Raw genomic sequence first — 21,250 nt, forward strand, 5'->3', positions numbered from 1 at the left:
TTAAGCATAGAGAGAGGACACAATGCAGGGTTCTGTTACCGAATTCCTAAAGCCGAGGTTAGTCGACATCGAGCAAGTAAGCCCGACTCATGCCAAGGTGACACTGGAGCCTCTAGAACGTGGCTTTGGTTACACCTTAGGTAATGCGTTACGTCGTATTCTATTGTCGTCAATGCCAGGCTGTGCAGTGACTGAAGTAGAAATCGACGGCGTGCTGCACGAATACAGCAGTAAAGAAGGCGTACAGGAAGACGTCATCGAAATTTTGTTAAACCTGAAAGGGCTGGCTGTCAGCCTCGAGGGCAAAGACGAAGCGACGTTGACCTTGAACAAATCCGGTGCAGGTCCTGTAACCGCAGGCGATTTCCAGCACGATGGTGATGTTGAAATCGTAAATCCTGAACACGTTATCTGTCATCTCACCGGTGATAGTGAATTTAACATGCGTGTTAAAGTGGAACGTGGTCGTGGTTATGTTCCTGCGTCATCTCGTCAGTCTGAAGACGACGATGAACGTCCAATCGGTCGTTTACTGGTAGATGCGTCTTTTAGCCCTGTCGAACGTATCGCATATAGTGTTGATGCGGCTCGTGTAGAGCAACGCACGGATTTGGATAAGCTGGTTATCGATATGGAAACTAACGGCACGTTAGATCCAGAAGAGGCAATTCGCCGAGCGGCAACTATTTTAGCTGAACAGCTAGAAGCCTTTGTCGAGTTGCGCGATATCAGCGAACCTGAAGAGAAAGAAGAGAAACCGGAATTTGATCCGATTCTGCTTCGTCCGGTAGATGACCTTGAGTTAACTGTTCGTTCTGCGAACTGCCTTAAGGCAGAAGCAATTCAGTACATTGGTGACTTAGTACAGCGTACCGAAGTTGAGCTATTAAAAACGCCTAACTTGGGTAAAAAATCGCTGACCGAAATCAAAGACGTATTAGCATCACGTGGCTTGTCTCTGGGTATGCGCCTGGAAAACTGGCCGCCAGCTAGTCTCATTGATAACGACTAAGTTTCCTTTAGTAATTGATTTACTGAGAAGGGTATAGGTATGCGCCATCGTAAGAGTGGTCGTCAACTGAATCGCAATAGCAGCCATCGTCAAGCGATGTTCCGCAATATGGCTGTGTCTTTGGTGCGTCATGAAATTATCAAGACAACGTTACCAAAAGCGAAGGAGTTGCGTCGCGTAGTAGAGCCATTAATCACAATGGCGAAACAAGACAGCGTTGCAAATCGTCGTTTGGCGTTTGCACGCACTCGTGACAAAGAAGTCGTAGGCAAGTTGTTTAATGAACTTGGCCAGCGTTATGAACAACGCCCAGGCGGTTACACTCGTATTATGAAGTGTGGCTTCCGTGCGGGAGATAACGCCCCTATGGCTTACGTCGAGTTAGTCGATAGACCAGAAGTTGAAGAAGTAGAAGTTGTAGAAGAAGCTACAGCTGAATAATCTACTTGTTTAAACTAAACAAAAAAGCCGGCTTATGCCGGCTTTTTTATTGCCTAAACGGGCGTTAATTGCTGCTGCTCGAGTATGCTTGGGCTAGCTGCTCTTCGGTTATGTAGCCCTGTTTTTGAAGCCATTGCATTTCTTGTTTAGTTACCCCCTGAGCCTTGGCGATAGTCAGGAAGCGTTGCCATTGTTCGGGATTTGCCCGCAGTTGGTTTGGTTGTTCAACTTTCTCCTGACCGATAAAAAAGTCCTTCACCGCATAAAAAAGATTGCTGGTTGATTCCGGTATAGAGGCAAACACATTAACGACTGCGTCGAGAAATCCGTTGGGTGAATTGTTTGCGGCACTATAGATAACTGAGCCACTCAGATCGGGTTCTACTGTAATTGCAACGCGAACGATTTCTTCAAGATGATTAGGCTGATGCTGTGCAGCTACTGCAACAATGTCATCAATGTAAGCAGGTTCAGCTTTAATCGCCATGCGTATTATCTGGGTATAATCATCAGGCGCCACGGACAATGCCGTATCAAGAACATCAGAGGTAAGCGCAGCTTCACTTCTTATTACCGCTCGACTAATTACGTTTAATTGCTTTGGGTGATGTTGGTAAGCCGCTAACAATATTTCTTGCACGTCCTGGGGATAATGAGAGGTAAGGATCCTAACGGTGCGCACAATAGAAAAGTTCTGATTTAAATGATTGCGAATCATTTTATGATAGGCGTCGACTTTCTTTTGTTCCGCGCTGGGGAGTATTGCAATATATTCGGAAACACTGCGACTTGTCGCATCGCTCATGTCTAGTGCGGAGTGCGCACTAAAACTAGCAGCAACTGCACTCAGTGCAAGTAGCGTTTGTTTAAACCACGCTTTATTTTTTGAAAACAGCATAGAGAGCCCCTGCAATTATATAACTTAGTGTTAGTAGCTCAATATAACGAGCATAGCGACACGCTTATAGTTTTAGTCAAGTTACCTTAACATGAGTTCCGTTGTTTTCTACACGAACTTAACAAACATGGGTAAAAAAACAGCAATTTAAAAAAGTTTTAAAAAAGATCTTGCAAGGGCAAATAAGATCGCTATAATTCGCCGCCGTTGTCAGGGAGAAAAGGCAAGCGCCAAACGCTGACAACGGCGTTATCAAAAAGCTGAAAAAAGCACTTGACGATAACGAAAAGGGATGTAAAATACGCCTCCCTGCTTCGGAAAGAAGCAACGCTCTTTAACAATATATCAAGCCAAGCAAACTGTGTGGGCACTTGCAGAAGTTAAGCAAAACGAACTATGTATTGCAACTTTTGAATGAGTGTTCAGCAAGGTTTCGAAAGAAGCCAAGCAAAAACGCGTAATTCATTGAGTTGATTGAACTACTTTTAATTGAAGAGTTTGATCATGGCTCAGATTGAACGCTGGCGGCAGGCCTAACACATGCAAGTCGAGCGGTAACAGAGAGAAGCTTGCTTCTTTGCTGACGAGCGGCGGACGGGTGAGTAATACTTGGGAACTTGCCTCTAGGCGGGGGACAACCACTGGAAACGGTGGCTAATACCGCATAATGTCTACGGACCAAAGTGGGGGACCTTCGGGCCTCACACCTAGAGATGGGCCCAAGCGGGATTAGCTAGTTGGTGAGGTAAAGGCTCACCAAGGCGACGATCCCTAGCTGTTCTGAGAGGATGATCAGCCACACTGGGACTGAGACACGGCCCAGACTCCTACGGGAGGCAGCAGTGGGGAATATTGGACAATGGGGGCAACCCTGATCCAGCCATGCCGCGTGTGTGAAGAAGGCCTTCGGGTTGTAAAGCACTTTCAGTGGTGAGGAAAGGGTAATCGTTAATAGCGGTTACAGTTGACGTTAGCCACAGAAGAAGCACCGGCTAACTCCGTGCCAGCAGCCGCGGTAATACGGAGGGTGCAAGCGTTAATCGGAATTACTGGGCGTAAAGCGTACGTAGGCGGTGTGTTAAGCAAGATGTGAAAGCCCCGGGCTCAACCTGGGAATGGCATTTTGAACTGGCACGCTAGAGTCCTGAAGAGGGTGGTAGAATTTCCAGTGTAGCGGTGAAATGCGTAGATATTGGAAGGAATACCGGTGGCGAAGGCGGCCACCTGGTCAGAGACTGACGCTGAGGTACGAAAGCGTGGGGAGCAAACAGGATTAGATACCCTGGTAGTCCACGCCGTAAACGATGTCAACTAGTTGTTCGTGTCTTTAAGACGTGAGTAACGCAGCTAACGCACTAAGTTGACCGCCTGGGGAGTACGGCCGCAAGGTTAAAACTCAAATGAATTGACGGGGGCCCGCACAAGCGGTGGAGCATGTGGTTTAATTCGATGCAACGCGAAGAACCTTACCATCCCTTGACATCCAGTGAATTTTCCAGAGATGGATTAGTGCCTTCGGGAACACTGAGACAGGTGCTGCATGGCTGTCGTCAGCTCGTGTTGTGAGATGTTGGGTTAAGTCCCGCAACGAGCGCAACCCTTATCCTTAGTTGCCAGCACGTAATGGTGGGAACTTTAGGGAGACTGCCGGTGATAAACCGGAGGAAGGTGGGGACGACGTCAAGTCATCATGGCCCTTACGAGTAGGGCTACACACGTGCTACAATGGTCGGTACAAAGGGAAGGGCAGCGAACCTGCGAAGGTAAGCGAATCTCATAAAGTGCGTCGTAGTCCGGATTGGAGTCTGCAACTCGACTCCATGAAGTCGGAATCGCTAGTAATCGTGGATCAGAATGCCACGGTGAATACGTTCCCGGGCCTTGTACACACCGCCCGTCACACCATGGGAGTGGGCTGCACCAGAAGTGGTTAGTTTAACCTTCGGGAGAACGATCACCACGGTGTGGTTCATGACTGGGGTGAAGTCGTAACAAGGTAGCCGTAGGGGAACCTGCGGCTGGATCACCTCCTTACATTAAGCTTATCGGACGTGAGTGCTCACACAGATTGTTTGGTTTGATAGATACAGAGAAGAACTGGGTCTGTAGCTCAGCTGGTTAGAGCGCACCCCTGATAAGGGTGAGGTCGGTAGTTCAAGTCTACTCAGACCCACCATTTCTGCGCTGTGGACTGCGTTGCTGCGTCGTCGCATACTGGTGTATGCTTCCTCCTTGCGGCCTTGCCACAGCTTGAAATTCCCTTTTCGGGTTGTGTCGGACATGCCGACAGACCTGCGGTCTGTGGGGCCATAGCTCAGCTGGGAGAGCGCCTGCCTTGCACGCAGGAGGTCAGCGGTTCGATCCCGCTTGGCTCCACCACTTCTTCTCTTGATTGTAGCTTGCGCTTTTAGCGCAAGGCGATGTTAGCGTTAAGCGTTCAGGCTTGAATGTTTACCGGTAACTTTGCGTTACATGCTCTTTAACAACTTGGAAAGCTGATTGTAAAAAGATTTGAAATGCCACTCTACTTGAACCTTTTGGTAGAGGCGTATCGAACTTGTGTACAGCGAGAACAAACAATCTTGGTCATGTAATCCAGACACCTTCGGGTTGTATGGTTAAGTGACTAAGCGTACACGGTGGATGCCTAGGCAGTTGGAGGCGATGAAGGACGTACTAACTTGCGATAAGCCATGACGAGGCAGTAAGAGCCATTATCAGTCATGGATTTCCGAATGGGGAAACCCACTCTGTTTACAGAGTATCCGGCACTGAATACATAGGTGCCAGGAAGCGAACCCGGAGAACTGAAACATCTAAGTACCCGGAGGAAAAGAAATCAACCGAGATTTCCCTAGTAGCGGCGAGCGAACGGGAAGCAGCCCTTAAGCGTTACATGTGCTAACAGAATCTGTTGGGAAGCAGAGCCATAGACGGTGATAGCCCGGTATGTGAAGGTGCATGAAATGTGAAAACGAGTAGGTCGGGACACGTGATATCCTGACTGAACATGGGGGGACCATCCTCCAAGGCTAAATACTCCCAACTGACCGAGAGTGAACCAGTACCGTGAGGGAAAGGCGAAAAGAACCCCGGCGAGGGGAGTGAAATAGAACCTGAAACCGTGTACGTACAAGCAGTAGGAGCGGACTTGTTCCGTGACTGCGTACCTTTTGTATAATGGGTCAGCGACTTATATTTTGTAGCAAGGTTAACCGTATAGGGTAGCCGTAGGGAAACCGAGTCTTAACTGGGCGTTTAGTTGCAGGGTATAGACCCGAAACCGGGCGATCTAACCATGAGCAGGTTGAAGGTTGAGTAACATCAACTGGAGGACCGAACCCACTAATGTTGAAAAATTAGGGGATGACTTGTGGCTAGGAGTGAAAGGCTAATCAAGCCCGGAGATAGCTGGTTCTCCCCGAAATCTATTTAGGTAGAGCCTCGGACGAATACCTGCGGGGGTAGAGCACTGTTTGGGCTAGGGGGTCATCCCGACTTACCAACCCCATGCAAACTCCGAATACCGCAGAGTACTATCCGGGAGACACACGGCGGGTGCTAACGTCCGTCGTGGAGAGGGAAACAACCCAGACCGCCAGCTAAGGTCCCAAAGTTATGGCTCAGTGGGAAACGATGTGGGAAGGCACAGACAGCTAGGAGGTTGGCTTAGAAGCAGCCATCCTTTAAAGAAAGCGTAATAGCTCACTAGTCGAGTCGGCCTGCGCGGAAGATGTAACGGGGCTAAGCCATACACCGAAGCTGCGGCAGTGTATGTATCACCGGAGCCTATTCCGCTTACGCACAGAATGTGCGAAAGCGTCCCAACAATAGTTGAGGAAACGGAGTAGATTGCGGGATACATACACTGGGTAGGGGAGCGTTCTGTAAGCGGATGAAGGTGTGTTGAGAAGCATGCTGGACGTATCAGAAGTGCGAATGCTGACATGAGTAACGATAATGCGGGTGAAAAACCCGCACGCCGGAAGACCAAGGTTTCCTATCCCATGCTAATCAGGGTAGGGTAAGTCGGCCCCTAAGGCGAGGCGGAAACGCGTAGTCGATGGGAAACAGGTTAATATTCCTGTACCGATGTATATTGCGATGGGGGGACGGAGAAGGCTAGGCAGGCCAGGCGTTGGTAGTCCTGGTGAAAGTGCGTAGGCTGATGGTTTAGGTAAATCCGGACCATCTTAAGGCCGAGACACGAGACGAGCACCTAAGGGTGCGAAGCTGTTGGTGCCATGCTTCCGGGAAAAGCCTCTAAGCTTCAGATAGACATCGACCGTACCCGAAACCGACACAGGTGGTCAGGTAGAGAATACTAAGGCGCTTGAGAGAACTCGGGTGAAGGAACTAGGCAAAATAGTACCGTAACTTCGGGAGAAGGTACGCCGCTGACGGTGAAGACTTCGCGTCGTAAGCTGTTGGCGGTCGCAGTGACCAGGTGGCTGGGACTGTTTATTAAAAACACAGCACTGTGCTAACACGAAAGTGGACGTATACGGTGTGACACCTGCCCGGTGCCGGAAGGTTAATTGATGGGGTTAGTCTTCGGACGAAGCTCTTGATCGAAGCCCCGGTAAACGGCGGCCGTAACTATAACGGTCCTAAGGTAGCGAAATTCCTTGTCGGGTAAGTTCCGACCTGCACGAATGGTGTAACCATGGCCACGCTGTCTCCACCCGAGACTCAGTGAAATTGAAATCGCAGTGAAGATGCTGTGTCCCCGCGGCTAGACGGAAAGACCCCGTGAACCACCTTTACTACAGCTTGGCACTGAACATTGAACCTACATGTGTAGGATAGGTGGGAGGCTTTGAAGCACTGGCGCTAGTTGGTGTGGAGCCATCCTTGAAATACCACCCTTGTATGTTTGATGTTCTAACATAGGTCCCTTATCGGGATTGTGGACAGTGCCTGGTGGGTAGTTTGACTGGGGCGGTCTCCTCCCAAAGAGTAACGGAGGAGCACGAAGGTTGGCTAAGTACGGTCGGACATCGTACGAGTGCAATGGCATAAGCCAGCTTAACTGCGAGACAGACACGTCGAGCAGGTACGAAAGTAGGTCATAGTGATCCGGTGGTTCTGTATGGAAGGGCCATCGCTCAACGGATAAAAGGTACTCCGGGGATAACAGGCTGATACCGCCCAAGAGTTCATATCGACGGCGGTGTTTGGCACCTCGATGTCGGCTCATCACATCCTGGGGCTGAAGTCGGTCCCAAGGGTATGGCTGTTCGCCATTTAAATTGGTTCGCGAGCTGGGTTTAGAACGTCGTGAGACATTTCGGTCCCTATCTGCCGTGTGCGTTTGAGAGTTGAGAGGGGCTGCTCCTTGTACGAGAGGACCGGAGTGGACGAACCGCTGGTGTTCGGGTTGTCATGCCAATGGCACTGCCCGGTAGCTACGTTCGGAATCGATAACCGCTGAAAGCATCTAAGCGGGAAGCGAGCCTCAAGATAAGCTCTCACTAGCACTTTAAGTGCTCTGAAGGGTTGTTGAAGACGACAACGTTGATAGGCGGGATGTGGAAGCGTAGTAATGCGTTGAGCTAACCCGTACTAATTGCCCGTGAGACTTAACCATACAACACCCAAGGTGTTTGGTGTCGTTAAGCACAAGTTGATAACCTTTACCAAGCAAGTAGGTCGCGCTTTTAGCGCGACAAGAGTGGCATCACAATCAGCCTTTCAGTTGTTACAACAGTTTTTGTCTGGCGGCCATAGCGGTATGGCACCACCTGGCTCCATTCCGAACCCAGCAGTGAAACATACCAGCGCCGATGGTAGTGTGGGGCTTCCCCATGTGAGAGTAGGACACCGCCAGACTTCAAATAAAACAACCCCAGCCAATCGGCTGGGGTTTTTTTATACCTATCGCTCAGCCGTTGGCTTTTTTTACCTCACCCTTCGCGCCGCTACGCCGCTAAGCCGGTGGTTATTTATGATATGAACTCGATTGAACCTTCATTAATCGAATTGGCTGCTTTAAATTCTGCTGTTGTACGGTTAGTATTGTCTGCCATTAATTTTAAGAGATGTTTGAATGAGTAAGACAACATTACTGGATGCGGCAAAGCGCGCGGCCGAAAACGCCTATGCGCCTTATAGCAAATTTAAGGTTGGTGCTGCGATAGAAACAGACAACGGCGAGATAATCACCGGCTGCAACGTAGAAAATGTTTCGTTTGGACTTTCTAATTGTGCTGAACGCACCGCAATCTATCGCGCTATTGCAGAAGGCATTGCGCCGAGCTCTATCAAACACATCGCTATTTACACACCAACAGACGAAATGCACAGTCCGTGTGGTGCCTGTCGCCAGGTTATTGCCGAATTTTGTAGCCAAGACACGGTGTTTATTTCGACAAACAAAACTAGTCAAAAAACATGGTCAGTGGGTGAACTATTGCCTGATAGCTTCTCGTTTTAAGCCTGCGCGAATATTACTTTTCTATACTGTAGATGAGGTCGCCGCCCTGACTCTCTGTCGACGACGTCGATTCAAGCCAGAGATGGTCGGTCAATTGGTATCGCAAGAAAAACGAGGATGTCGACTCAACAAGACCAATACCGTACTTAATATAAAGACGTGGAGTAAGGTATTTACCGATGTATAGCGACGTATCGTTAACATCACTGGTCGCTGAGTCAATTGCGACCTCGTCAAAACCGAAAGTATCTTTTAGACCCTGAGTAAATGAATCGGTCATATCGCCAGTCAATAACAGCGCAGCTTGCAACTCAAGATTACTGGACTCAGATGGCGAGTTGGGCGCACGCCCAAACATAAGGTACGATAAAACCGACGCATCCGGCATCGGCGGATTGGAAAATAAATCAAGCGTTGGTTCCTGCAGGGTTCCCTGAACTCGAGCTCCAACCCGCTCGGGGTTGCCTGTTGTCTTGGGTAAGTTGCGAATCACCTGCAAATTTAAACTTGGATTTCCGATAGGCCCGCCATTATAAACCAACTGGCCACGCTCAATAATGAGCTCTTGCCCGTAAACTTCATAGGTACCGGCTTTAACACCAATTTCACCCTCTCCTCGAGCAACACCGGTATTATTTTGTTTGATATTCAACTTGCCCTGCAACTGGCCCTGAAAGCCGTACGCATCGACATTAACCTTATCGCCGAGGGTTAAAGAAATATCAGCGAAGGTTTCCAGAGCCCTGCCTTTAGGCTGCTGTTGTTGTTTTATCACCACATCCGAGGAAGATCGTTGTGCATTTGATAGTTGTGGTGGGGTTATTTCAGCCTCTGGAACGATAACATCACCAGTAACCGATAGTCTGTTATCCTTTAACGTTACCTTTATGTCTGGAGTAACAGTTACCGCTAGTTTGGGTGTATCAATAAGTTGTAGCTGCTGACCATTTAACTGCGCCTTGAGTTGCTGTGAGCTTACATCGAACTCACCGCTCAAATTGAATTCCCCGCTACCGACCATGCCATCGGCATCCAGGCGGAACGTGTTATTTGACGCGTCAGTAGCGGCAAGCGAAATTTGTGTGTCACTGATAGCAGTAGCAGTTTCTGCCAACACGAGCTCATTGATATTAGCGTTAATATTCGGCATTACCTGGATCGAATTAAGTGTCCCGGACAGGCCTAGGCTAGCCTTGATGTCACCTTTAGCAGAGGCAATCGCCGGGCTGAGTACCTCTAACAGCCCAAGATCGCCGAGGCGTGATTCAAGGCTACCTGTTAACGAGCTGCCTGCGGAAAGGCTGTCTAACTGCAAGGCTCCTTTAGTGCTGAGGTCAATTTCGTTAGCTGTTGCCAGTAACCTGGCTTCGAAGCGGTCTTCATTAGGCGCTAAACTTACCGAGAATTCATCAAACGTAATCGACTCGTCCAGCCCGCTGAGCTTCAATTTTTCTACTGAGGTGTTCACGTCTACGTCGTTGAGCTTATTCTGTTGCCAATTCCAACTCGCCGTTGAGTCAGCTGTTAATTTTCCTTCAATAGTCACCGGGGCGTTTGAGATAAAAGGATTTAATAAGCTTAAATTCAAGCCACTAATAGTCGATGTCAGTTCGGTCGCGCCATTATCTGATTGAGCAGCGACACAGGCTGCGCCGTTTTCGCCAGTTTGTTGTAAACATAAATCACTTATATTCAGATCGCTACTTTGCCAGTTATAACGGATTGCTGTTGCCTTTTTAAGACTAAAAGGCTCTAAACTCTCATGATCAACTTGCCACTCTTTAAGTTCAATAGACACTGAAGTGTCAGCTAGTTTGTTACGAGTGCGTAATTGCCAATCCGTCGCAAACGCAGTTAGCGATGCGGTTAAGTCATGATTATCAGGCGCACCAGTTAGTTGTAGGGCCAGATTGCTAAATTCTGTATCCGCTACCACCAATTGCTTGCTGTTTAACTTCATGTCCAGCCATAGCGAGCTGATATCCCCCTCAATGTCGGCATTTAGTTTTAGCTCTCCACTAGCATCTAACGGCAAGGGTAACCCGGCGAAGTCGGTAATATCGAGCTTAACTGAGACTTTGCTGCCCGGAGATAAGCGCCCCTTGGCAGAGAGGTGCGCTGTTTGCCAGTTTAGCTCCAGCGCACTAACGTCAACATAGGGCGTGTTGTACTGCACATCAGTCAGTAATGAAAATGGCTTGCCAAGTAACTCGCCATTTATGTTCGCGTTGACCTGGATTTGTTGTTGCCAGTTAATTTTCGCCGAGCCTGATATTTCACCTTCTGTCAGCGTATCCGTGATGCGAATTGTTTCCAGCGTTAGCTGTGAAGATTCAAGCAGCGCTTTTGTTTTGGCATTGATTGTTGCTGACTGTGGTTTTTCTATCTGTGTTTCTGTAGAAGTGGAGATTTCGAGCCGATCTAACGGGCCCGTTAAAGCAATCTTACCGGTAGTTTGAGTTTGCTCATACAGCACTTGCTTAAGCGATGCAGTTAAGTCAATAGAAGGGCTGGCAAGATCATCCACGCGACCGTTAATGGATAGCTCGCCGCGTTCGGGCGAAGCCAAAGTGACTGATTTCAACGTCAGCTGCTGGCCTTCAAGTGTGATGTTACCGGTCATCGTTGCGTCTTGCGCCGCATAAACAACGTCCAGATCCGGTATTATTTGCACGCGTTGCGCAGCATCTCCCGTTAAGTTGACGTTACCATCTAAGCGTAACGGTTCAAGGCCGTTAATAGCGAAGGCCGAGAGCCAGTCATTAAGTGTGGTGTCGTTAATCGACAAGTCAGCTTGCCAGCTAGCCTGTTGCAATACATCTTTAAGGCTAAAACTGCCATTGATGTTAGCACTGTCACGCACGTCAAACTGGCCTTGCAGGTTTTTCATGTCGCCCGAGCTATTCAACTTAAGTCGGGTGCCGGGGTAGTCTGGCGAGTGCAACGTCAGCGACGTGTTTAACTGGTGTTTAAACGGAAAGCTTAAGTCAGCCTGCGCCTCAGCACTTATTGACGCATATTGATGTTGCAGCTGAAATGAACGCAGCGTCAGTTGGCCGCTTTGTAATACCTTTAAACTGGCTGTTGCGGCAAACTGCTGCTGTGGCAATTGATTAATAAAAAACCAGCTTTGACGGAGTTCAAACGCCTTCAAATCAATAGCGATTGGTAATGATGTCGATATTGAATCAAGCGATGATGGAGAATTGTCATCGGCAGCTGTCTGTCCCTGCCTGATTCTAATTTCACCACTACCCAGCGTCAGGTTTTCAATAACCAAGCTGGAGTCTAATAACGACCATGGCTGCCAGGCTAAGCTAACGGAGTCAAAAGAGGCCGAAAAAACGGCGCTGTCGATCCGTAATTGGTCAAACGCAAAGCGGTCGGCCAAGCGCCCGTCAAAACGCGAAAAGTTGACTGTTTCGGGTAACCAGGTTTTTGCCGTATTGACCAGCCATTGACTGCCGGAGGAGCTATAAATTAGCCCCAACAATACGCTCGGCAAAACAATAAATAGCAGCACTGCCAAGCTTAGGATAACGTATGCGAACAGGCGATAGAAACTCATAGATCAGGGCCTAAGGTAAAGTGAATGCGCCATGGGTTGCCCGGTTCATCGATCGCCTGGGCAAAATCAAGACGGATAGCACCAACCGGAGATATCCACCGAAAGCCTAAGCCAACCGACTGTTTTAAAGCTTTATTAGGCTCAATCATGGTGTTACCTACATCGGTAAATATCGCAACCCGCCAATTGCTGGCAAATTGATAGTCCAATTCGGCACTGGCCACGGCTAGATATTTGCCCCCAATAACGGCTCCGGTTTCGTCTTTTGGACCGAGTTGTTCATAGGCATAACCGCGCACACTATTGTCGCCACCGGCGAAGAATCGGAGTGTCGGCGGTAACAGCTCGAAAGTATCGGTGTAAGAGGCACCGATTTCGATACGGTTCAGTAGCCGCCACCGAGACCCTAGTGACCACACTGATTTAAGTTCGGCATAGCCCTGAATAACATCGGTTTCTGACAACATCGATTCGCTGGCACCGCGCAACCCCAGCGCTAACCGCCAGCCATTGTTTACGTTAATACGATCATCGGCTTGTAGATAGCGCCACTCGAGTGCCGGAACCAAAAAGTTTGACTGAGTACGTTGCTCGCCAAGGGTAAAATCTTCGCGCAACAAACTCAGCCGATATTCTCGTTGCCACCTGTCATAACTGAACACGTCAACAGCCGCAACTTTGTAGAGCCTGCTATCGAGGCTGTCGTTTTCGCGGTCGCCAACTTCCGCGCGGTATTGCCGGTAATCAGATTGTGGCTTTAAGCCCGGAATTTGATAAACGGCGGTCGCCTGGCTTTCGTATTGTGCAAGCTGTACCAGCGAACGAAACTGATGTCCATAGTCGTTAACCCAGCGGCGTTCGATACCGGCGGTAACACGAGCGCCGGTATCCGTGCCATAACCAACACCAAAGCGATACTGTGTGCGTTCGTTAGGCTCTGTGGCAACGCTAACCGGCACTTGTTGATCATCATTGGCTTGTTGCCAGTCGCCACTAACAGTAACCTGCGAGAAATAATCACTGTTGGATAAATCAACTTGCAACCGGCTTAAACTTGAATTCAAAAAAGGATCGCCCGGTTTAAAGCGAGCATAGCGTTTTAGTAAATCTGCGTTTAAATGGCTGTCTGTTACCGTTAACTCACCAACGTAATAGCGCGGGCCTGTATCAAACCTGACATCAACCTCGGCTTCTAAAGTTTCAGTGTCGACGGTGACTGTTGAATGCTTGAAGCTGGCATCCTGATAGCCCAACTGAATAGCCTGGCTCAGGAGTGCTGACTTCAGTGACTCGTAGCGGCTATGGACGAAGCGATCACCTCGCTGTAGCGGGGACTTAGCTATCAACTGTGTCAGCGCCGAGTTGTCTGCGCCTTGGCCAACAATAAGCCACTGGTTCTGAGTAACACGTACGGGATTGTTTAAGGTGATTTGGTAGTCGGCGCGCCATGCACCAGCTTCGATTGACTGCAATTCACTATTTACGCCGACACTGTAATACCCAAACGGCTGCAAAGCTTGTTTTATTTCTTTTGCTGCCTGACGGTGCAAGTAACGAATTTGGTAGTTTACATAGTCTCTGTTACTGTCTAAATTAGCGATCTGTAAGTACGCTTTGACATTATTAAGCAGTTCGCCTTCGACACCACTGATACGGACATCAACACGGGTTGATGCACTAGCAGATACTGACAGTGAGAGGGTTATTAACAACAAAGCGGGGATTAACCCAAGTGTTAATCGTCTGGCCAGTGCTATCATAGCGTTTACGTCTCCAAAGCTTAAGCTCATAGTCGCATGAGGCGGGGTAAAAAGTAAAATTGTTGTCACAGGGAATTTTTCATGGCGATTGTTATCACCACTAACGAAAAAAAGCTATTACAGAACGTCAATATCCCACCGCGACCACAGACATTATTGTCGGTTAGTGCGGAAGCAAAAAAAGAACATCCGGATGTTAGTGTCATTGCCGAAGCGATAGCTGCCGATGTCAGTATTGCAGCAGCGGTACTGCAAGTGGTTAATTCCGCCGCTTATCGTCGCCGACATGCGATAGACTCGATACAACAAGCGGTAATGACTCTGGGGTTCAGGCGAGTTTTTCCCATTGTCAGGGCTGTTGCACTAAAGCGCGCGCTAAACAGCGACTTTGATTTATCGGAATTCTGGCGTTACAACGAGTGGGTTGCAGGTGCCTGCGCGCTCGTGTCTGATGCGTTGGGCAGACCGCAATTGAAAGACCACGCTTACATGCTGGGGTTGTTCCAAAATAGCGGTATACCGGTAATGCTGGAGCAATTTTCTGCCTACAGCGATTTTGTACGTCGCGCCGATACTAATTCATGGTACGACTTGCAAGCCGAAGAGCAACAACAGTTCGAGACTACACATACCACCATTGGCGCGCTGTTAGCACAACAATGGAAGCTACCCAATTTATTAGTCGAAGCTATTTATTATCTCTATGACGATAGTTCGGTAATGGGTCCTGATTCTGAGCTTCATCCTCTGGCTATTGATTTACTGTCGGTCGCTAAGTTAGCGAAATATGCGGTCGATCTACGCACCAGGAGTCTGGCGGGCAAAGCAGAATGGGAGCAGGTTGAAGATGCTGTGCTCACGCATTTCGGGCTGGATGAAGTAGAAGTAGACACCATTGTGACTGAGGTGCATGAGGCACTTTTTGAGGTTGAACAAGCTTAATTGCCTATTTTATCCGCAGTCAGAAGGGAAAAGCGCAGTTTCTGGTTGCGCAAGGGCGTCAGCTCGGTATAATTCGGAGTCCTGATGCAGGGGCGTAGTTCCAACGGCAGAACAGCGGTCTCCAAAACCGACGGTTGGGGGTTCGAATCCCTCCGCCCCTGCCAATTTTCCTCGCTAGCACTCGCAATCCGCTTCGTTTACACTTATTACTCTTTGTTAGATAAACGATGGCATTACCTTATGCAGGCACGATGGCGAAAACAGCAGCAACAAGTACTGCAAGCACTCGGAATCACGGCTTACAGTTTAAATAAATCATCTGAGCTGAGCTCGGATTCGTCCACCTGTGCTTCGTTTTGTTATCGCATTGGCCCTATTTATTTACAGTCTTCTGCGCCGTTACCGATAGAAACTCCGCGATGGCTGCGTGACCTTTGTCTGATTTGGGATAGCCAGCCGGTAGCGGTCAAAGCACCGGCTAGCGACGCGGTGGTGCTCGGCTATGAGCAATTAGAGCAACAATTAAGCTCAGCAGCCGGCAAACGGCAGCTATGGCAGCAACTGCAAGCCCTTGGTTGATTATGGCATGAGCCAGTTTTATTCGATTGTGGATGGCAGCCCCAATGCTGATTTATATCAGATTGAGCGGCAAGCACATGCGATACCCTGGTCAGAGTCCGTATTTATGCAAAGTATTGGCCCGGGTTACCGTTGGCGTCAGCTAATTGCTAACCAACAACCGCAGGGGTTTAGCATATGCCAGCAAATTGCTGACGAATTAACCTTGCACAATATTGCCGTAACGCCGTCTGCGCAGGGCAGTGGTTATGGTAAACGCCTGCTCGAAGACGTGTTGAACTACGCCCGGCAGCAATCGCTGATGGTATTCCTTGAAGTCAGACAATCAAATGCGGTTGCCATTGGGCTGTATCAGTCACTTAATTTTGCTGTGGTTGGTCGGCGGCCGAATTATTACCCGGGCAAAAACCAGCGGGAAGATGCGCTGGTGATGCGCTGGGCCGCAACAGCACCTAACGAATAACTTAAAGGAATTATTATGCGCGAGAAAATCGCTAATGTTGCTTCGCTAATTGATTTAACCAGTTTAAACAACAACGATACGCCGGCATCTATTGAACAGCTGGCCGATAACGCAAGTTTTCACGGTATCCAGGTTGCAGCGCTGTGTGTATTTCCGGAGCTTATCCTGGCGGCCAAACAAGCGTTATCGACACGCGGTTTGTCGTTACCCGTGGCAACGGTCACTAATTTTCCCGAGGGGCATGCCAATATTGCGCGAGCTGTGGCCGAAACAGAGCGGGCTATAGCCGTCGGGGCGGACGAAATTGACGTGGTTTTACCGTACCGTAACTTGCAGCAAGGCGATGCAAAACTGCCGAAACAACTGGTTGAAGAAGTAAAAACGGTTTGTGCCAATAATGCGCATTTAAAAGTCATTATTGAATCGGGCGAATTAAAAACTGCAGCGCTGATTCAACAAGCAAGCGAGCTGTCCATTGAGGGAGGCGCCGATTTTATTAAAACGTCAACCGGCAAAGTGGCTGAAAACGCGACCTTACAAGCCGCTGAAATCATGCTTACAGCCATTAAAAACTCCGGTCAGGAGTGTGGTTTTAAAGCGGCCGGCGGCATTCGTACGTTGGAAGACGCAGAGAACTATATTACGCTGGCTGAACGTATTATGGGTAATAACTGGGTAACCGCATCGCATTTTCGTATTGGTGCAAGTAGCCTGGTTAGTGATCTTAAGCAACGATTGGGATAACTTATGTTTTTAGCGCAGGAAGCCATCCGCACCAAACGTGACGGTAAACAGCTTAGCGAAGAGCAAATTAACGCCTTCGTTCGGGGGATTACGGACGAATCAGTTAGCGAAGGGCAAATTGCCGCGATGGCAATGGCGATCTATTTTCAGGGCATGAGTGACCCTGAAAAAGCGACGCTAACGCTGGCCATGCGTGATTCAGGTGACGTTATGGACTGGCAGTCTGCTGCGCTCGACGGCCCGGTACTGGATAAACACTCCACCGGTGGTGTTGGCGATGTGGTTAGCCTGATGTTGGGGCCTATTGTGGCTGCCTGTGGTGGCTACGTGCCGATGATTTCCGGGCGCGGATTGGGTCACACCGGCGGCACCCTGGACAAATTTGATGCCATTCCCGGCTACCAGACTAAGCCGGACAATGCGTTGTTTGCGCGCACGGTCAAAGAAGCGGGCGTTGCCATCATTGGCCAAACGGGCCGGCTGGCACCGGCGGATCAGCGCTTTTATGCGACGCGTGATATTACCGCCACGGTTGAATCCGTGCCGCTAATTACCGCTTCGATTCTGGCGAAAAAACTGGCCGAAGGCCTGGATGGCTTAGTGCTTGACGTAAAAACCGGCTCTGGCGCGTTTATGGCTGAACACGCCCAGGCTATTGAGTTGGCGAAGAGCATTACCTCTGTCGCTAATCGCGTAGGAGTTAGCACCTCAGCTATTATTACCGATATGAATGAGCCGTTGGCAAGTGCGGCCGGTAATGCCGTTGAAGTTAATCTGGCGATTGATTACTTAACCGGTGCACATCGCGATTCACGTCTTCATCAAGTGACTAAAGCGCTTGCTGTCGAAATGCTGCTACAAGGTAAGTTATGTCAGACGACAGAAGCAGCAGAGCAACGTGTTGACCGGGCGCTTGAAAGTGGTGCTGCGGCCGAACGCTTTGCAAAAATGGTCGCCCTGTTAGGCGGGCCAAAGGACCTGCTCGATAAGCCGGGTGCGCATTTGGCTCAGGCGAAGATAGTTAAGCCGTTGTTGGTAAAAGATACTAGCTTGAGCCCTGGGGGTTATGTTAATGCCATTGATACGCGTGCAGTTGGTATGACAGTCGTTGAGCTTGGCGGGGGCCGCAGGGTCGCCACCGACCAGCTAAACTTTGCGGTCGGTTTAACGCAGTTAACGGGTTTGGGCGAACAATTAAGCGCTGATCATCCGCTAGCGTTTATCCACGCTGATACCGAGGATAGCTGGCAACAAGCTGCCCGACAATTAGCATCGGCGTATCAGGTTGGCGACAGCCAACCAGCGGCAAACCCAGTTATTTATCAGACGATTAGTTAATCTCAGGAGTTAACCATGCCCCGTGCAATCGTGGTCGTATTAGATTCATTTGGTATTGGCAGTGCGCCGGACGCTAAAAAGTTTGGTGATGAAGGGGCTGATACCTTTGGGCATATTGCTGCTTATCGAGCCGAGCAGGGGCAGCCGTTAGTACTGCCTAACTTGTGCCGGTTGGGTCTGGCAGAAGCGCATTACGGCGCAACCGGAAACTGGGCAAAGGGCTTCGAGAATAAAACGGCAGAGTTCAGTTTTGGCTGGGCAGCAGAGCGTTCGTCGGGTAAGGACACACCGTCGGGGCACTGGGAACTGATGGGTGTGCCGGTACATTTTGACTGGGGATACTTTGCCAAGCCGGACCAATCATTCCCTCGCGAACTGCTTGATGAGTTAATTGAACGAGCGGAGCTGCCGGGGGTTTTAGGTAATTGCCATGCGTCGGGTACCACCATATTAAGCGAATTGGGAGAAGCTCACATAAGTAGTGGTAAGCCGATCGTGTACACCTCAGCTGATTCGGTGTTTCAGATTGCCGCACATGAACAGCATTTTGGTCTGCAGCGTTTGTATGGAGTTTGTGAGATCGCCCGCGAATTGCTAGACGAATATAATATCGGGCGGGTGATTGCGCGCCCCTTCGTTGGTGACAAGGCAGATAATTTTGAGCGCACTCACAACCGTAAAGACTACGCAGTTGAGCCGCCCAAGCCAACCGTGCTGGATAAATTGACTGCTGCCAAGGGACAAGTCATCGCCATTGGTAAAATCGCAGATATTTTCGCCCATCGCGGCGTCAGTAAAACCATCAAAGCAGCGGGCAGCGACGCCTTACTGGACGAAACACTAGCAGCGATGGAGTCAGCGCCGGACAATAGCTTGATCTTCACCAATCTGGTCGATTTTGACTCGGTCTATGGACATCGTCGTAATACCGCAGGCTATGCCAACGAGTTAGAAAAAGTTGATGCCCGCTTACCGCAGCTGCTTGACGCCATGCGCGGCGACGATTTATTAGTGCTGACTGCTGACCACGGCTGCGATCCCACCTGGCAGGGAACTGACCACACGCGTGAATTTGTGCCATTTTTAATGGCCGGCGAGATGCTTAAAAAGGGCAGTTACGGTGCTCGTGATTCGTTTGCTGATCTGGGACAAACCTTGTGTGAGCTATTCGGCCTAACACCAATGGAAGAAGGTTGTGCCATGGTGTTAGACCGTAACTAACCCAAATTAATCGATACGATAGCGATGCACTGTTGCCTCAAGCTGTTTCGCGGTATCGACCAGTTCGCGCATATGGTCGCCGGCTTGTTCGGTGCCGGCGGCAGTATCGGTAGCGATATCAACAATTTTGGTCATATTTTGATTAATCGTTTCTGATACCGAGGTTTGCTCTTCGGCTGCCGTTGCGATCTGCGCGTTTTGGGTATTGATAGTATTAACCGAGGCTAATACCTGGCGCAAAGCTTCTTCAACTTCTGCTGCCTCTTTAACACTGGTGTTACTGCCTTGTTTTATTGCATCCATAACGGCAGACACATCCGCAGAACCCTGCTGCAGCTTTTCAATCATGGTTTCTATTTCGTGGGTGCTGTCCTGGGTTCGCTTGGCCAGCGTACGTACTTCATCAGCAACGACTGCAAAGCCTCGACCGGCTTCACCGGCTCGTGCCGACTCAATGGCTGCGTTCAGGGCGAGTAAATTAGTCTGGTCAGCAATGCCCCGAATTACATCCAACACACTGCCTATTTGTGCTGACTGATCAGCAAGCCGCTCGACGGACTGATTACCTTGTTCAACTTGCGTTGCCAAACCATTGATCACGCTGACTGCTCGACCCAGCAACTCATTCGCACTGTGAACTAATTGCTCAGCCTGTTCGGCGGCATGTGAGGCTTCGCCGGCACTTTGCGCGACCTGATGCGAGGCAGCCGCTAATTCATTAACCGCAGTAGCAACTTGTTCGCTTTCTTGTTGTTGTTCGTTAACGCCGCTGCGGGCACGCTGCAGTACGCCATCCAGGCGCTGCGTGGATTGGTTAACGGACACTGCAGAATGACGGATTTGATTAACCATATCGGCAACTTGATCAGCAAAGTAATTAAATGCCTGACCCAGCTCGGCCATCTCGTCGTCACTATCGGTACTTAGCCGGCGGCTAAGATCGCCATCACCCTTGGCGATATCGTCCATAGCGGATAACGCATTGGCCAATGGTCGTGTGATACTGCGTACAACAAATAAAGCCAGTGCTGCTATAATGGCCAAGGCGATCAAAGACGCAATTATGGTCTGAATTAATGCAGAACTAATGGCGTCCTCAACGTTGTTTTCTAACGTATTTGCCTGACGCTCTAACCCTTCTATCCAAAAACCGGTGCCAATGACCCAGCCCCAGTCTTCCAGTAATTGCGCATAGCCCAGCTTGGGTGCGACGCTATCCTGGTTGTTCTGCCAGCCATAATTAACGTAACCACCACCGGCTTGTGCTGCGTCAATTAACTCACGAATAAGGTAGGTGCCGTTGGGGTCCTGAAAATCATAAAGATTCTTGCCTTCCAGTGACTGGTTAACACCGTGTGCGATGCTGACGCCTTCGGTGTCATAGACAAACAGATAGCCGACATCGCCGGAATCATCAAAACGCAGTTGGCGCAGAATCTGTTTTGCTCGCTGTTGCCGCTCCTGCAAAGAGCCTAACGAGGTGTCGTTAACCAGATGCTCAATCGAACTCATGGCGAGCTGCAAATAGTTAGATAGAGCGTTTTCAGCGTCTTGTTCCATTTGCTGTTTAAAATCAGTAACAGCGGAACGACCGATGTCATTGGACTGTGAAACATTGAACCAGGTTAAAAACACTGCAATGAGGACGGGAGGCACTAACGCCAGTAAAAAAACTTTAGCTTTGATGGTGAGGTTCATTTGAGCTCCGGCAACAAGTCAGCAAGCGCGCGAGTCTAATACAACTGCATTCGAATAGCAGCTAGACATTTGCATAGTTAAGTTTACAACTACGTTAAATGTAGTTTGTTTAAGCGTAGTGAATAAATCCTTTATCGGCCATAACGTTGT

Annotated in this window: 13 protein-coding genes, 3 tRNA genes and 3 rRNA genes; 15 read left to right on the plus strand and 4 right to left on the minus strand. The window is 49.4% G+C overall.

What is annotated here, in order from left to right; genetic code table 11:
• The first annotated feature begins 22 nt into the window (after nucleotides 1-22).
• Nucleotides 23-1,012 (plus strand): DNA-directed RNA polymerase subunit alpha, encoded by a 990-nt coding sequence (gene rpoA / locus KZ771_RS01350; protein WP_133539506.1) that lies wholly within the window; start codon nucleotides 23-25, stop codon nucleotides 1,010-1,012.
• A 39-nt stretch (nucleotides 1,013-1,051) separates the two neighbouring features.
• Complete coding sequence (rplQ, locus tag KZ771_RS01355; RefSeq protein ID WP_133539505.1) at nucleotides 1,052-1,453, plus strand: 50S ribosomal protein L17; 402 nt, start codon at nucleotides 1,052-1,054, stop codon at nucleotides 1,451-1,453.
• A gap of 64 nt (nucleotides 1,454-1,517) precedes the next feature.
• On the opposite strand, the gene KZ771_RS01360 is transcribed toward rplQ, so the two are convergent.
• Entirely contained in the window at nucleotides 1,518-2,351 is an 834-nt protein-coding gene (locus KZ771_RS01360) for a hypothetical protein (protein ID WP_290654133.1), read from the minus strand.
• 486 nt (nucleotides 2,352-2,837) lie between these two features.
• Here KZ771_RS01360 and KZ771_RS01365 point away from each other — a divergent pair.
• The 6 genes from KZ771_RS01365 to KZ771_RS01390 all read left to right on the plus strand — a co-directional run bounded on the left by KZ771_RS01365 (nucleotide 2,838) and on the right by KZ771_RS01390 (nucleotide 8,787).
• Nucleotides 2,838-4,385: ribosomal RNA gene (locus KZ771_RS01365) — 16S ribosomal RNA — on the plus strand.
• Nucleotides 4,386-4,450: 65 nt separating this feature from the next.
• A tRNA-Ile gene (locus tag KZ771_RS01370) sits at nucleotides 4,451-4,527 on the plus strand.
• 127 nt (nucleotides 4,528-4,654) lie between these two features.
• Nucleotides 4,655-4,730, plus strand: a tRNA-Ala gene (locus KZ771_RS01375).
• 237 nt (nucleotides 4,731-4,967) lie between these two features.
• Nucleotides 4,968-7,941, plus strand: a 23S ribosomal RNA gene (locus KZ771_RS01380).
• A 126-nt stretch (nucleotides 7,942-8,067) separates the two neighbouring features.
• A 5S ribosomal RNA gene (rrf, locus tag KZ771_RS01385) occupies nucleotides 8,068-8,183 on the plus strand.
• The 16S, 23S and 5S rRNA genes sit together here with 2 tRNA genes alongside, the layout of an rRNA operon.
• A 217-nt stretch (nucleotides 8,184-8,400) precedes the next feature.
• Nucleotides 8,401-8,787, plus strand: coding sequence for a cytidine deaminase (locus KZ771_RS01390; protein ID WP_290654134.1), 387 nt, complete (start codon nucleotides 8,401-8,403; stop codon nucleotides 8,785-8,787).
• Between the two features lie 13 nt (nucleotides 8,788-8,800).
• Here KZ771_RS01390 and KZ771_RS01395 read toward each other — a convergent pair whose 3' ends face one another.
• Together KZ771_RS01395 and KZ771_RS01400 are read right to left on the minus strand one after the other, a co-directional pair.
• A complete protein-coding gene (locus KZ771_RS01395; RefSeq protein ID WP_290654135.1) occupies nucleotides 8,801-12,355 on the minus strand; it encodes a translocation/assembly module TamB domain-containing protein in 3,555 nt (1,184 codons plus the stop codon).
• On the minus strand, nucleotides 12,352-14,115 hold the full coding sequence (locus KZ771_RS01400; RefSeq protein WP_290654136.1) for an autotransporter assembly complex family protein: 1,764 nt from the start codon (nucleotides 14,113-14,115) through the stop codon (nucleotides 12,352-12,354). The genes KZ771_RS01395 and KZ771_RS01400 overlap by 4 nt, the downstream gene beginning before the upstream one ends.
• A gap of 81 nt (nucleotides 14,116-14,196) precedes the next feature.
• Here KZ771_RS01400 and KZ771_RS01405 point away from each other — a divergent pair, with 81 nt between their 5' ends.
• The 7 genes from KZ771_RS01405 (at nucleotide 14,197) to KZ771_RS01435 (ending at nucleotide 19,402) form a co-directional block, all read left to right on the plus strand.
• Nucleotides 14,197-15,057, plus strand: coding sequence for an HDOD domain-containing protein (locus tag KZ771_RS01405; protein ID WP_290654137.1), 861 nt, complete (start codon nucleotides 14,197-14,199; stop codon nucleotides 15,055-15,057).
• A gap of 88 nt (nucleotides 15,058-15,145) precedes the next feature.
• A tRNA-Trp gene (locus KZ771_RS01410) sits at nucleotides 15,146-15,221 on the plus strand.
• 76 nt (nucleotides 15,222-15,297) lie between these two features.
• Nucleotides 15,298-15,636, plus strand: coding sequence for a hypothetical protein (locus tag KZ771_RS01415; RefSeq protein ID WP_290654138.1), 339 nt, complete (start codon nucleotides 15,298-15,300; stop codon nucleotides 15,634-15,636).
• 7 nt (nucleotides 15,637-15,643) lie between these two features.
• Nucleotides 15,644-16,099 carry a ribosomal protein S18-alanine N-acetyltransferase gene (rimI, locus tag KZ771_RS01420; RefSeq protein ID WP_290654139.1) on the plus strand — a complete coding sequence of 152 codons (456 nt, stop codon included), beginning with the start codon at nucleotides 15,644-15,646 and terminating at the stop codon, nucleotides 16,097-16,099.
• Nucleotides 16,100-16,114: 15 nt separating this feature from the next.
• Nucleotides 16,115-16,843, plus strand: a complete 729-nt coding sequence (gene deoC / locus KZ771_RS01425; protein ID WP_290654140.1) for a deoxyribose-phosphate aldolase — start codon at nucleotides 16,115-16,117, stop codon at nucleotides 16,841-16,843.
• A 3-nt stretch (nucleotides 16,844-16,846) separates the two neighbouring features.
• The gene (gene deoA / locus KZ771_RS01430; RefSeq protein ID WP_290654141.1) at nucleotides 16,847-18,181 is read left to right on the plus strand and encodes a thymidine phosphorylase; all 1,335 of its coding nucleotides are present in this window, start codon (nucleotides 16,847-16,849) and stop codon (nucleotides 18,179-18,181) included.
• 15 nt (nucleotides 18,182-18,196) lie between these two features.
• Complete coding sequence (locus KZ771_RS01435) at nucleotides 18,197-19,402, plus strand: phosphopentomutase (protein ID WP_290569838.1); 1,206 nt, start codon at nucleotides 18,197-18,199, stop codon at nucleotides 19,400-19,402.
• A gap of 6 nt (nucleotides 19,403-19,408) precedes the next feature.
• On the opposite strand, the gene KZ771_RS01440 is transcribed toward KZ771_RS01435, so the two are convergent.
• Nucleotides 19,409-21,100: a methyl-accepting chemotaxis protein gene (locus tag KZ771_RS01440; protein WP_290569837.1), complete on the minus strand. Its 1,692-nt coding sequence runs from the start codon at nucleotides 21,098-21,100 to the stop codon at nucleotides 19,409-19,411.
• Nucleotides 21,101-21,250: the final 150 nt, after the last annotated feature.

Origin of the sequence: Idiomarina sp., from assembly GCF_019431395.1 — a bacterium.
GTDB lineage: Bacteria > Pseudomonadota > Gammaproteobacteria > Enterobacterales > Alteromonadaceae > Idiomarina.

Bases quoted from the DNA above. Each gene is read 5' to 3' on its own strand.
- KZ771_RS01415 (WP_290654138.1), top strand. From the start codon at position 15,298: ATGCAGGCACGATGGCGAAAACAGCAGCAACAAGTACTGCAAGCACTC.
- KZ771_RS01435 (WP_290569838.1), top strand. From the start codon at position 18,197: ATGCCCCGTGCAATCGTGGTCGTATTAGATTCATTTGGTATTGGCAGT.
- KZ771_RS01390 (WP_290654134.1), top strand. From the start codon at position 8,401: ATGAGTAAGACAACATTACTGGATGCGGCAAAGCGCGCGGCCGAAAAC.
- rpoA (WP_133539506.1), top strand. From the start codon at position 23: ATGCAGGGTTCTGTTACCGAATTCCTAAAGCCGAGGTTAGTCGACATC.
- KZ771_RS01400 (WP_290654136.1), bottom strand. From the start codon at position 14,115: ATGATAGCACTGGCCAGACGATTAACACTTGGGTTAATCCCCGCTTTG.
- KZ771_RS01405 (WP_290654137.1), top strand. From the start codon at position 14,197: ATGGCGATTGTTATCACCACTAACGAAAAAAAGCTATTACAGAACGTC.
- KZ771_RS01440 (WP_290569837.1), bottom strand. From the start codon at position 21,100: ATGAACCTCACCATCAAAGCTAAAGTTTTTTTACTGGCGTTAGTGCCT.
- deoC (WP_290654140.1), top strand. From the start codon at position 16,115: ATGCGCGAGAAAATCGCTAATGTTGCTTCGCTAATTGATTTAACCAGT.
- rimI (WP_290654139.1), top strand. From the start codon at position 15,644: ATGAGCCAGTTTTATTCGATTGTGGATGGCAGCCCCAATGCTGATTTA.
- KZ771_RS01360 (WP_290654133.1), bottom strand. From the start codon at position 2,351: ATGCTGTTTTCAAAAAATAAAGCGTGGTTTAAACAAACGCTACTTGCA.
- KZ771_RS01395 (WP_290654135.1), bottom strand. From the start codon at position 12,355: ATGAGTTTCTATCGCCTGTTCGCATACGTTATCCTAAGCTTGGCAGTG.
- rplQ (WP_133539505.1), top strand. From the start codon at position 1,052: ATGCGCCATCGTAAGAGTGGTCGTCAACTGAATCGCAATAGCAGCCAT.
- deoA (WP_290654141.1), top strand. From the start codon at position 16,847: ATGTTTTTAGCGCAGGAAGCCATCCGCACCAAACGTGACGGTAAACAG.